General features: G+C 59.9%; 7 protein-coding genes. 1 reads left to right on the top strand and 6 read right to left on the bottom strand.

Going from position 1 to position 13,230, the window contains the following annotated elements:
* The first annotated feature begins 74 nt into the window (after positions 1 to 74).
* Positions 75 to 2,795, top strand: coding sequence for a glycoside hydrolase family 3 C-terminal domain-containing protein (locus Q1K29_RS12660; protein ID WP_300395369.1), 2,721 nt, complete (start codon positions 75 to 77; stop codon positions 2,793 to 2,795).
* Between the two features lie 52 nt (positions 2,796 to 2,847).
* On the opposite strand, the gene Q1K29_RS12665 is transcribed toward Q1K29_RS12660, so the two are convergent.
* The 6 genes from Q1K29_RS12665 to Q1K29_RS12690 form a co-directional block, all read right to left on the bottom strand.
* Positions 2,848 to 4,350 carry a tryptophan halogenase family protein gene (locus Q1K29_RS12665; protein WP_300395371.1) on the bottom strand — a complete coding sequence of 501 codons (1,503 nt, stop codon included), beginning with the start codon at positions 4,348 to 4,350 and terminating at the stop codon, positions 2,848 to 2,850.
* Between the two features lie 7 nt (positions 4,351 to 4,357).
* Positions 4,358 to 5,407 (bottom strand): cupin-like domain-containing protein, encoded by a 1,050-nt coding sequence (locus tag Q1K29_RS12670; protein WP_300395373.1) that lies wholly within the window; start codon positions 5,405 to 5,407, stop codon positions 4,358 to 4,360.
* The gene (locus tag Q1K29_RS12675) at positions 5,404 to 6,144 is read right to left on the bottom strand and encodes a SapC family protein (RefSeq protein WP_300395375.1); all 741 of its coding nucleotides are present in this window, start codon (positions 6,142 to 6,144) and stop codon (positions 5,404 to 5,406) included. Before Q1K29_RS12675 ends, Q1K29_RS12670 begins: the two co-directional genes overlap by 4 nt.
* 177 nt (positions 6,145 to 6,321) lie before the next feature.
* Positions 6,322 to 9,435 carry a TonB-dependent receptor gene (locus tag Q1K29_RS12680; RefSeq protein ID WP_300395376.1) on the bottom strand — a complete coding sequence of 1,038 codons (3,114 nt, stop codon included), beginning with the start codon at positions 9,433 to 9,435 and terminating at the stop codon, positions 6,322 to 6,324.
* Positions 9,436 to 9,703: 268 nt separating this feature from the next.
* The gene (locus Q1K29_RS12685) at positions 9,704 to 10,720 is read right to left on the bottom strand and encodes an SMP-30/gluconolactonase/LRE family protein (protein ID WP_300395377.1); all 1,017 of its coding nucleotides are present in this window, start codon (positions 10,718 to 10,720) and stop codon (positions 9,704 to 9,706) included.
* Positions 10,717 to 13,098, bottom strand: coding sequence for a glycoside hydrolase family 3 N-terminal domain-containing protein (locus Q1K29_RS12690; RefSeq protein ID WP_300395379.1), 2,382 nt, complete (start codon positions 13,096 to 13,098; stop codon positions 10,717 to 10,719). The genes Q1K29_RS12685 and Q1K29_RS12690 overlap by 4 nt, the downstream gene beginning before the upstream one ends.
* Between the last annotated feature and the right edge of the window lie 132 nt (positions 13,099 to 13,230).

Genomic DNA, 13,230 nt, shown 5'->3' on the forward strand with positions numbered 1-13,230 from the left:
AACAAGCGGTGCTTGCCCTTCATAAACTTTGGAAGGCGAGACGCCCAGAACCATCCCCGGGAGGATCAATATCCATGACGAAGACCCCTGTTAAAGCCATCTGGCTCGCCTCTGCGTGCGCCATCGCCCTGCTTACAGGCTGCAACGGAAACGAGCCCGTGGCCGTCAGCGCTGGCGACAGTTCAGCGAACAGCACGCAGACGGCGGAGACGCCGGCCGACCTGCCCTATATGGACGCCTCCCTCTCGCCGGAAGAGCGCGCCACCGACCTCGTCTCGCGCATGACGCTCGAGGAGAAGGCTTCGCAGATGTATGATAAGGCCGCGGCCATCCCGCGCCTCGGCATCCATGAGTATAACTGGTGGAATGAGGCCTTGCACGGCGTTGCCCGCGCCGGACACGCGACGGTCTTCCCGCAGGCCATCGGGCTTGCCGCGACCTGGGACGAGGACCTGATGCTTGAGGTGGCGACAACCATCTCCGATGAAGGCCGTGCGAAGCATCATTATTACGCAGCTGAAGATGTCTACGCCATGTATGGCGGCCTCACCTTCTGGTCGCCGAACATCAACATCTTCCGCGACCCGCGCTGGGGGCGTGGACAGGAAACCTATGGCGAGGACCCGTTCCTGACGGGCCGCATGGCCGTCAATTTCGTCAACGGCATCCAGGGCGATGACGACAAATACCTGAAGGCCGTCGCCACAGTGAAACACTATGCGGTCCACTCAGGCCCGGAGCCTTCGCGCCACCGGGATGACTATATCGCGACCGACGCAGATCTTTGGGAGACCTATCTTCCCGCCTTCGAGATGGCGATGGATGAGGCAGACGTGGAATCTGTAATGTGCGCCTATAATGCCGTCTGGGGTGCGCCTGCCTGTGCCTCCGAACGCCTGATGGTCGACCTGCTGCGTGGCGATCTCGGCTTTGATGGCTATGTCGTCTCCGACTGCGGCGCGATCGGCGATTTCTATTACGACCAGGAAAAGGTCGATGCGGGCGAAGCGCCCTATGTCGCGCACGACTATGTCGACACGCGCGCCGAAGCGGCCGCCATGGCTGTGAAGATGGGAACCGACCTCAATTGCGGGGACGGCGAAGGCAACAAGATGGACGCGCTGCCGCAAGCTGTCGCGCAGGGACTGATCGATGAGGAGACGATCGATCAATCCGTCATCCGTCTTTACACCGCCCTCTTCCGGCTTGGCCTGTATGATGATCCGGACCTCGTTCCCTATGCCGACACGTCGATCGATATCGTCGCGAGCGACGACCATATTGCGCTGTCGGAAGAGACGGCCCGCAAGTCGCTGGTCCTCCTGAAGAATGACGGTATCCTGCCCCTCGCAGCCGACACGAAAGTCGCCGTCATCGGACCGAATGCCGACAATTGGTGGACCCTCGTCGCGAACTATTACGGTCGCCCGACCCAGCCGGTCACAGCGCTCGAAGGCATCAAGGCAAAAGTCGGCGAAGAGAATGTAACCTATGCGCTCGGCTCGACCATCGCGGGCGACATCTATTCCGATTACAAGCCGGTGCCAGCAAATGTCCTCTTCCATGAAGGGGAGAATGGCGACCTCGTCTCAGGCGTTGAGGCAGCCTATTATGAGGACAAATTCATTTCAGGCGATCCGCTGCTTGAGCAGGTCGAGGAGAATATCGATTTCTACTGGGAACGCACGCCGGGCACCAACGGCCTCAACGATGAGTTCGGCGCTGTCTGGGAAGGCGTAATCGTTCCTGAAGACGATGGGGTCTACCGCTTCCAGCCTTCTCGCTGGTCAAAGGTCGAAATCGATGACCGTGAAGTCGGCGAGACCGACGATGTCGAGATGAAAGCGGGCGAGCGCTATCCGTTCACCATGACGCTCAATTTCGATAGCGGCTGGCCGCGCGACCAGCTCGACAAGTACGCCTATCTGAACTGGACAGAGGTCTCCCGGGACCTCGAAGCCGAAGCCATGGCGGCAGTCGAGGACGCGGATGTCATCCTCTATTTCGGCGGCATCGACGCCAATCTCGAAGGCGAGGAAATGGGCGTCGAGCTTGACGGCTTCCTTGGCGGGGACCGCACGCATCTGAAGCTGCCTGCCCCGCAGGAAGCGCTCGTCAAAAAGCTTCACGAGACAGGCAAACCGGTCGTGATGGTCAACTTCTCCGGCAGCGCGATGGCCCTCTACTGGGAAGATGAAAACCTGCCCGCCATCGTGCAGGCCTTCTACCCCGGTGAAAAGGCCGGCGAAGCGATCGCGGACCTGCTCTGGGGCGAGTTCAGCCCATCCGGCCGGCTCCCGGTCACCTTTTACAAGTCGGTCGATGACCTGCCGGATTTCCTCGACTATTCAATGGAAAACCGGACCTACAAGTATTTCGGCGGCGAGCCGCTATACCCGTTCGGTCACGGGCTGAGCTACACAGACTTCAGCTATTCCGGACTCGATATCGCCGACGCCTACACTGCCGGTGAAGACCTTACCGTCTCTGTCGATGTGACTAATTCCGGTGACATGGCAGGCCGGGAAGTGGTCCAGTTTTACGTAACGCGGAACGACCGTCCGAACCGGTCTGTACCGAAAGTCGAGCTGGTCGGCTTCGATGTGGTCGATCTTCAGCCCGGCGAAACGGCGAGCGTCGAAGTGACTGTCCCGGCAAGCCAGATCGGCTATCATGACGAAAGCGGCAATCTCACCTTCCCCGAGACCGGAAGCTTTACCGTGTCGGCTGGCGGCGGCCAGCCGGGCTATGCCGAAGGCCTCTCGTTAGCAGAGGTCTCGGTCGCCGGCGACTAGCGCACAATGACCTAAGCAGGGAACGGCGGGCACCAACGTGTCCGCCGTTTTTCTATGTGGGCGTCACTGGACAGTATTGCCGGACAAAGTCGTCATGTGCGGGCAGGCGCGACACGGCATTCTCGATCTGAGCCCGCTGCGCGTCGAGCGCCCCCTTGAGCTTGTCATCGGGGAACATGTGTCCCACCGCATGCCACCCGGTCGGGGCAAGCCCCTGCCCCATCATGACCTGGACCCAGGAGTCGGTCAGGAACAGCTCGTCGCAATTGTGATAGGCATAGGCGCTGTCCCGGAACAACGCGATCCGCTCCGCGAGCGTATCCGGGATGTCCATCGCCTTCCGCCCCCGCCAGAAATCGGAATCCTCGCGCTCATTGAGCTTGTAGTGCAGGATCAGGAAATCGCGCACCTGTTCCAGTTCGCGATTCATCTTGCGGCTGAACAGATCTGAGAGTTCCTGCGTCACGCCGTGATAGGGGAAAAGCGCGACAAGGTCGGCGACGCCGCGCTGGATGAGATGGATACTGGTCGATTCCAGTGGCTCCAAAAAGCCGCCCGATAGGCCCAGCGCGACACAGTTCTTGTTCCAGGCACGCTTGCGGCGCCCTGTCCGGAAGCGGATGAGACGTGGATCAGTGCGCAGGGGCCCGTCTATGGCGTCGCGCAGCTTCTTCTCGGCTTCATCCGGATCGAGATGATTGCTATCGAAAACGATGCCATTGCCAACCCGGTGCTGAAGCGGAATCCGCCAGCGCCAACCGCCTTCATGGGCGATCGAGCGCGTATACGGGATGGCCGGCCCGGTCGCCTCGGACTGCGCAGCAACCGCGGCATTCATCGGAAGCCAGTCGCTCCAGTCGTCGAAACCGGTCTCCAGCGCCTGCTCGATCAGCAATCCGCGAAAGCCCGTGCAGTCGATGAAGAGATCGCCTTCAATGCGCTCACCCGATTGCAGCTTCAGCGCTTCGATGAAGCCGGTCTCACCCGATTGCTCGACATGCTCGATCAGCCCTTCGACGCGCCGGACGCCCTTCTGCTCGCTGAAGGTGCGCAGAAATCGCGCATAGGCCGTCGCATCGAGATGGTAGGCATAATTGAGCACCGACTTGTCTGGCGCGGTGTAAAACTTGTGGGCACGCGCGGCTTTCAATTCGAGGCAGTAATCGTCGAGCGAGCCACCATACCCACGGCTCTTCGCATGCAGCCAGAGATGATGGAACGGCGCCACCCAGGTATGGCGGCCCAGCGTTCCGAATGAGTGGATATAGCGATGGCCTGGCCGCAGCCAGCCCTCAAACTCGATACCAAGCTTGAAGGTTGCGCCGGTGGCCTTCATGAAATCTGCTTCGTTCAGGCCGAGATGCGCATGGAAAGTGCGCTGCGTCGGGATCGTCGCTTCGCCAACACCGACCGTGCCGATCGTATCGGACTCGACAAGCGTGATCTCAAGCGCGGGGCCGAGATGGTGCGACAGTCCCGCCGCCGCGACCCAGCCAGCCGTACCGCCTCCGGCAATCACAACGCGCTTCACCAGATTTGTTTGCGTGTCACTCATAAGGCTCTCAACGGTTCAGTTTGCGCAGCACTTCCGCGCGAAGACGGCGGGCCATCATCTCATCCATTTCACCCAGCGGACCGCGCGCAGCCGCTGGCAGATGCGCCCCGGCCTGGCCGGCGTCGCCGAAGACGTAATAGTCGAACATCTCGCGCCAGGCGGCCTTCTCGGAAGCAGGCCGGTCGCGCAAACTCAGCAGCCCGTGCAGCAAGGTGTTCATCGGCGAGTCCGCATAGGCCGGCACCGCATTCCACCAGTAATTCAGAAGGATATTGAACGGGTCCCTGGCTTCAACCTGGTGCCACCAGAGCGCGGGATACATCAGCATGTCACCCGGCTCGAGATCGGCAATCTGCGCGGCTTGCGCAGCCACCTCGAATTTTGGATGCGCGTCGAGATCGGGATTGTGGATGTCGACCATGCTGATGACCTGCCCGCCCGGCGTTGGCGCCAGGGGACCGGGATAGAGATTGTGAACCTGGTCCGGCGGAAACAGGATGAACCGCCGGCGCCCCACAAGGCACACCGCGATATTGTGCGACATGTCGTAATGCGCCCGGGCCGTGGTCTTGCCGCCGAACCAAAGCGAAACGACAGGCGGCGCTTTTGCGAAGGGCGCAAGGGGCGAGAGATCGATGCCGTTTTCGGCCTCAAAGCCGGGGAAGAACAGCTTCTGATCGGTAGACTGAACATAATATCCGGGCGGGTTCGGCTGCCCGAAGGTTTGTTTGACGGCGGAGAAAAATGCTTCGAGCGAAACCTGCGACCGCTGAAAGTTCATCGCGGTAACGGTCTCGTCGTAAAAGGGCTGGCCTTCGGCTTCCGGGGCAAGTGAGTAGAGGACCAGCGGCCGGTCACTGTAAAACTGGGCGAGATAGTCCATCGCGACGTGCGGCCCGTCGAGCCCGGCCTTCACGATCGGCCATTGCCGACCGACACCGCGGACAATGACAGGCCTGTCAGCCTCGATAATTCTCTCAAACGGTATCTTGCCCGAGCCGGAAACATCCAGGATTTCGGTGCGACTTGCGTTCTCGAGAAAGCTGGCCGTGCTCAACCTGAGCTCCCACTCGACTGCGCGGTGATCTTCCTTGCCTTCATCTGGATGAGGCGGCTGATATTGCTCAGCGAAGCGACCATCATGTAAGCCGCGTAGAGATATCCTGCCCGGTTCAGCTCATGCAGGGCCTGGGCATCAAGCTCGTTCAGCCGTTCGATACTGACAGCCGAAAACCCCGGTATGCTGAAGGTCATACCCTCACCGAATTCGCCTTCGATGTTGACCGGCTCGATGAGGTTGAATTTCTCAAGAGCAGCGAATAGCGGTTTGCGGACTTCGACCCCGGCATGCAGTCGCCGGAGGACGCCTGCCACGTGCTCGAGGTAGGGTGAATTGCCGCCATGCTTGAGAAACAGGGGCACGCCATTCTCATCGCCGACCGCAGGATGATCGAGGTCGATATTGATCATGGGCTCAGACTGGGCCTGATCCCCCTGGGAGCTCGTCCGGATCGTGAAAGGTCCGCGCGCCAGGATAGCCGGAATATATACCGAGACCCATCGGTCGCCATCGAGAAACAGGTTTTCCCCGCTGTCAAAGCCAAGCAGCGCGATGGCCTGATACGCGCCCGACTGATCCTTCTTCAGCAGGATTGGGAATTCACGCTGTAGCTCCAGAAATTCTGTCGGGACGACCACGGCCTGATTGACGCCATCCCCGAACGCTTCTCCGCGCGCGGTGCTGACCTTGAGGTCTGCGTGGTCGACATTGTTCAGAAGGACGTTATTCGTCACGCGTAGCTCCGTTCTTTGATGCCCATCAGATAGGCGGACACGCAAATTCACTCACAACCGCAAGCTCTCACACTCTGCGTAATTGGCGTGCAACTCAATAGCGGAAAGGCCGCCGGGGGAGGACACCGGCGGCCTTTCTTTTCACCGCCAACGGACACGATGCCGAAGGCGACTCCTCTAGAATCTGTAGCGCGCTGACAGAATGTAACGCGGCGACAGTTCGTAGGCGTAGTAGACCTGCTCAGGCACGCGGTGGTAGGTCCGCTGATCTTCGCCTGTCAGGTTGATGGCCTCGAAGGCCACGGCAATCTGATCCGTGATGTCGTAGCTGACATTCAGATCCCACTGGCCGTAATCCTCGACATACACACCCGAACGGTCGCCCGTCTGGTTTGTCGACGCAAGGAAGGTGTCCCGCCAGTTATAGGCAAGACGCGCCGAGAAACCGTATTTCTCGTATATGCCGGTGATGTTGTAGGTGTCCGACAGGCCGGTGAGGGCAAACTGTTCCTCACCCGGATCAGCCCCCGGATCCAGCTCCACATCGCCGTTGACCAGCGTGTAGCTGCCCGCGATGCCGAAGCCGGTATCGCCGAAGAAGTGCTGGCCGGCAAATTCGAAGCCGTCAATGTTGCCTTCGCGGTTGTTGATCGGCTGGCCGACCGCAAATGTCAGCAATGGATCATTGGCATCCGCCACGACATCGTACTCGCCGAGGATAAAGTCGACATAGCTCTGCGGCAGGGCGTTTGCAGCAGCCCCATCCGTGCCCAATTGCGCCTCGAATTCAGCCTGTGCGGCAGCAACATTGCCGCCATTGGCATCGATGAGGGCCACCAGGGTGAAGAGGTTGGCTTCCGACTCATCGACCCCAAGCTCGCTGATGATATCGAGGGCGTCGCCGGACCGCGATCCCGCCACACCCGAGGTCGGGTCGCGAAGATCGAACAGGCTGCGGTCAACGACACCATTACCGATGAAATTCTTCACCCGTTTATCGAAGTAGCCGGCCGACACATAGCTCGACTCGTCGAAGTACCACTCAAGCGAGATATCGAAGTTATCCGATTCCAGTGGCAGCAGGCCCGGGTTCTGGGATGAACCCGTAACCTGGCCGCCGAGTGCCGTCGGCCTGTTCGGCGCATCGGCTGTTGTCGATGCGAACAGGTTCGAGAACGCCACCCGGCCGATCGTCTTCGAGTACGAGGCCCGGGCAACGATGTCGTCGGTAATGTCCACCTGCAAGTCGAGGTTCGGAAGCAGATAGTCATAGCTTGCCGAGCCGCTGACAGCTTCACGATCGTCACCGTTGAAAACCAGGAAGTCATTGTCAGATTGCCAGATGATGTTCAACGGTACCGTCTGAAGCGTATCAGAACTGACCTCTGTTTCTTCGTACCGCAAGCCTGCATTCACACGGGCAGGACGGTTGAAGAATTCACTTTCCATCTCGAACTGCGCGTACAGTGACGTGATTTCCTCATTCACCGTGTCGCGTGAGCCGCCCGGGACGATGGCGTTCTCCGAATAAGCCTCCTGGAAGATCGGGAACAATTGGGTCGGGCTCGAACGGAAGGCGGTATCAGCCTTTCCGACCGGCAGATCGTCAAATTCGCATTCGAGGCAGTAGGTCGTGACGAGCCCTGGTGCGAATTGCTCGACATCTCCAGGATTGCCGATGCCCCAGGACCCTAGATCCTGCTGCGTCGTCGCCGTGGCGCGATCAAAGGTGCTGTCACGGTAATTGCCGCCCACGATAAGGCGGGAATTGTCGAGCTCCCATTCGAAACGCAGGTCGAGTTCATCAATGCTGTTCTTCGCGGACGCGGTGCTGGAGCGCTGTACCTGTGTCCCCAGATCGCCAGCGTCGAGAACACCATTGCCGTTTCCGCGCACGCTGTCATCGATGGTGTAGTCCTGGACCGGATACCCGGACCGGTAATCGACCGAGTGGCTCAGGATCACCGGTGCCCCGAAGGTCACGAAGGTTGCGCTGTGCCCCAGCGGATTGTTGCCGCGGGACTTGGAGATCGAGCTGTGAGCGTCAAAAATGATCGACATGTCGTCGTTCAGTTCCCAATCGGCATTGAAGCCCAGTGAGCTCAGCGTATCGCGTGTCGCACGATCGGTTTGCTCAAAGCCGATATCCTTTGAGCCGTTATTGTTCTCCTGCATGAACGCTGCAGAGGCAACCGGACCATTATTGTTGAAGATGATCTGATCGAACGGCGTGGCGAACCAGTTGGTCTGTTCGAAGCGGAGCTCTTCTGAGTCATTGCGGGCGAAGGTGTAGTCACCCGTCAGGGTGAGGTTGTCCATCGGCCGGAACTGCAGGACCAGCTGACCGTTGATGCGCTCCCGCGAGAGTTCGGACAGGTCATAGCGACTGTCCTGCGGAATGGCGTAAAGCTGACCTTCCTTCGGTGCGTTCGTGATCTCCGTGCTGCCATCGCCGCGCACATAGCTGCTGTCCTCGAATGCCCCATCAACTGCTGGATCGAAGACGAGCCAGTCGTTGATCTGCTGTGTCGGAGCGCCGGAATCCCGCTTTGCGTAGGAACCGAAGAGGCTGACACCGATACGGTTCTCTGCATCCGACCAGCTCGCAATACCGGAAAGCTCCGGGGTGACATCGTCGCCGCTGACGACGCTGTCATCCATCACGCCCTTGATCTGGCCGGATCCGACAAAGCCGGACTGTCCATTGTCCAGCGGGCGCTGTGTCACGATATTCACGGTGGCACCGATACCGCCAGTCGGCAGGGTGGCCTGACCCGTCTTGTAGACTTCCAGCGCGCTGACACCCTCGGATGCGAGATTCGAAAAGTCGAATGCCCGATCACCGCCGGCGCCAAAGTTGCCGCGCTGGCCAATCAGCCGCGTTTCCGCGGTTGGCATGGTACGCCCGTTCAGGGTGACCAGGTTGAAGTCCGGACCAAAGCCGCGAACGGTGATTTCCGAGCCTTCACCATTCGTCCGGTTGATCGACACACCCGTAATTCGCTGAAGCGATTCAGCCAGGTTGGTGTCGGGAAACTTGCCGATGTCTTCGGCGGAAATCGCGTCAACAACACCGTTGGCGTTGCGCTTGATCTCCATAGCCTCTTCAAGCGCTGAGCGGATGCCCGTAACAACGACAACTTCCTGACGAGATTCTTCCACCTGATCGGCATCCTGCGCAAATGCAGGCATGGCCGCTGAGATTGAAATGGCCGAAGCCCCGCCGAGGACACTCCTCAGGGCCAGCGACCTGGAGCGCTGGGCATAGCTCCGCTGTTGATGTGAACGCATTAGTACCTCCCTCTGGTCACCCGTTGGTCCGGGCAATTTTCGCGATGCGCTTTATGTTAGCGCTATCGTGTTTAACTCAGCATTGTTTTTGAACTCTGGCAATAGATACAATTGGATTTTTTTGATAGCGCTAACCTAAGTTGTTGTTGTCAATGAAAATTCCAGCGGTTCACGCAGGAGCGGATTCCCCAAATCGATATTGAGCGCGGCATTTTCGCCACACGTCTGACAACACCAGACCGCCGAACCAAATTCATCAGTTTACGGATTAAATGCCACGGGTCTTGGTTTGCAGCTCATACAGGGCATCAGATGATGTGATGAACAAGCGCGTGCCATCGCCACCGAACGCGCAATTCGCTGTCGCTTTCTCCATTCTGATCCGTCCGAGAACGCTCCCATCCGGCGAAAGTACGAATATCCCTCCGGGGCCGGTCAGGAAGATGCGGCCACCCGCATCGACCGCCATACCATCCGGCAGACCAGGGCTGTCATCAGCGGCAAAATCGGATGCGTCAAACAGGGTCGTGTCGGCGACGATTGCACCTCTGCTGTCCAGAACCAGTTCACGGAGGATTGGAGCGTCGGGGTTCGACTGGCTGACATAAAGCCGTTGGCCATCCGGCGAAAGCGCGACACCGTTTGGAAACGTCATGTCATCCAGGAGCAGTTCCACCGCGCCGCCCGGCCGCAACCTGTAGACACCATTGAACGGCAAAGCCTTCAGCGGCGACTCATTCATCCCTTCGAGCCCATAGGGCGGATCCGTAAAGTAGATCGTGCCGTCAGATGACTCGACAACATCGTTGGGGCTGTTGAACGGCTTGCCATCAAACTGCGCCGCCACAACCAAGCGCTCGCGGGTCTCGATGTTCAAACGCTCCACGCGCCGGGCGCCATGATTGCAGACAAGCAGCGATCCGTCGTTAGCATACCAAAGGCCATTCGAGCCCGGTTCCCTGAAGCCCTCTACGTCTTCTGCTCCGGAGGGCGAGAGGAAGAGTTCCTTGCCGCCCGCCTCGCTCCACATCCACGCCTTGTTCTGAGGGACATCCGAGAAATAAAGCCGCGACCGAACAGGATCCCACGCCGGACCTTCACTCCAAGTGAACCCCTCTGCCCGCTTTATCAGTCTCGCGCCCGGAGCAATGACCTCATGCAGGCGGTCATCGAAGACGTCCAGTATGTCGTTTGCTTCTTCACCAGAGCCGAGCTGGGCGGGGGCCTGGCAGGCCGCTGCAACACTCGCAAGGCCGATAAGAACTTGCCGTCTCTGCAACGTCATTGGACCGAAACCTCCGTTTCAATCGCAGCCGCGGGAACACGCGTCTGCGCGCCTCCGGTCACATCGACTGAAACCTCACCCGAAATATCCTCTGACGACGACCCGATCATGAAATCGAGACGGCCCGGCTCGATAAGCCAGCTGCCCTCACCGTCATAAGTAGCCGACTGCGCCGGCGAGAGGGTGAACGTGACCGTCACCGACTGTCCGGCCGGGATGCTGACCCGCTTGAAACCACGGAGTTCCTTTTTCGGCCGCGCGGTTCGTGAAACAGGGTCACGCATATAGAGTTGCACAACATCTTCCCCGTCGCGTTCACCCGTATTGGTGACCTCCACTGAGATGTCGAACGCTTCCATCGGCCCGACAGCGCTCTTGCTCAGCTGCGGCTCGCCGTAGGTGAATTTCGTATAGGTCAGCCCATGGCCGAAAGGGAATTGCGGCGTGATCGGCAGGTCCATGTAGCGATTGGAATCGACCGACAGATCGGCATTGGCGGGGCGTCCGCTTGGTGGCTCGGAATAAGTCAGAGGGAGCTGTCCAGTGGCCCGCGGAAAATCGACAGGCAGGCGGCCGGCAGGCATGCGCGCACCGTAAACGACATCTGCGACGGCAGGTCCGGCCTCAACGCCGAGCATCCATGTTAACAGGATAGCGTCAGCCTTTTCCACGACATCGGGAATGGCCATGGCCCGGCCAGTGACCAGAAGCACGACCGCATCGGGCCTGGCCGCCAGCACCGCATTTGCCAGCGCTTTCTGTCCGGCTGGCAGCTCGACCGATGAGCGGCTGCGTGCCTCGCCCGACAGGTCAAAATCCTCGCCGATGACGAGTATGACTTCACCAGCTCTTTCCGCTGCCTCAACCGCCGCCGCGATTGCCGCTTCCTCGACAGTCTGGATACCGCCTCCGGGTTCGTACCGCACATTGACCCCGTCCGGCGCGCCATCGGTCAGGCCATCGAGGATCGAGACGACATCATCCGCCTCGCCGCGTGCGCGCCAGGAGCCGAGTTGCGTCATCCGGTCTTCGGCCAGGGCACCAATGACCAGGATGTCGTCTTCCGGCTCGCTCAGCGGCAGCGTCTGATTGTCATTCTTTAAAAGAACCATGCTGCGAACGGCGATTTCGCGCGCGGCCGCCCTGTGCCCGGGGGTCAGAAGACTCTCCTTTTCGCGAGCCTTGTCATGATAGGCCAGCGGATTGTCGAAAAGGCCAAGGCGCTCCTTGACCGTCAGGATGTGGCCGACTGCCAGGTCCAGGTCTGCCTGCAGCGCCGGATCGTCCTCCAGCATTGCAGCCAGATCCTCCCCGAACACGCCGCTCGTCATGTCCATGTCGACGCCCGCCCGAAGTGCGAGTGCGCCTGATTCGCCGCGCGTTTCGGCGACACCATGGTTGAGAAGCTCGGCGATGGCATTCCAGTCGGACACCACAAGACCGTCAAACCCCCATTGATCGCGCAGGATGCCATCGACCAGCGCCTCGGTTCCGGTGACGGGTTCACCCCCGATATCGTTGAACGCCGTCATGTAGGAGCCAACGCCCGCTTCCTCTGCGGCATAGAATGGCGGCAGGTAGACCTCATGGAAGGTGCGCTCTGAAATATCGGCAGAGCCATAGTCGCGCCCGCCCAATGCTGCGCCGTAGGCACCAAAATGCTTGGCGGTCGCCAGCATTGTGTCGGCGTCGGCAAGCGAGGTCCCCTGATAGCCGCGCACCTGCGCAACGGCCATCTGGCTTGAAAGATAGGGGTCCGACCCGGCGCCCTCGACGATCCGGCCCCAGCGCGGATCGCGCGCAACGTCAATCATGGGACCGAACGTCCAGTGCAGGCCGGCCGATGTGGCCTCGACAGCAGAAATGCGTGCGGCCTCTTCCCATGCAGAAGGGTCGAACGAACTGGCAATCGCGATCGGAACGGGGAAGACGGTGCGGTATCCGTGCACGACATCCATCGCGAAAAGGAGCGGGATGCCGTGCTCGCTTTCCTCGACCGCTACACGCTGCAACTCGCCAAGCGGCTCAGCTCCAGCGACATGGAGATAGGATCCCACTTTGCCGGCGCGCACCCGGTCCAGCTCGGCATCGCTGAGCCGTGAATTCAGGGATTTGCTGCGCCCGCCAGCCGCCTGGACGAGTTGGCCGATCTTCTGGTCGACCGTCATGACATCGAGGAGCGCTTCGACCCGCGGACTGAATTCGGACGCTGGTTCAGCCTCGGAAGCAGACGGCGCCGGCTCGGGAATCTGAGCTGGGGCTGCGGCGACACAGGACGCCGCTGCGAACGCAACGACCGCAGCACCTGCAGCCCCACCGCGCTTTCCTCGTTGCGCCCGTAAATCCCCGATAATTCGTGCGAAAATCTGCACTATCACCTTGCCGTCCTCCCATTGTCTGGCCCGTTCGCCATATTCTTGTTAGCGTTCCCACTTCCAAAATTGCAAGGCGCTGTCAAACTGCTTTTGGAACTCGAAGACCAAGAAGCTGGAGCCACCAGCCAATTAAAA

It is taken from the genome of Henriciella sp. (genome assembly GCF_029937755.1).
GTDB lineage: Bacteria > Pseudomonadota > Alphaproteobacteria > Caulobacterales > Hyphomonadaceae > Henriciella.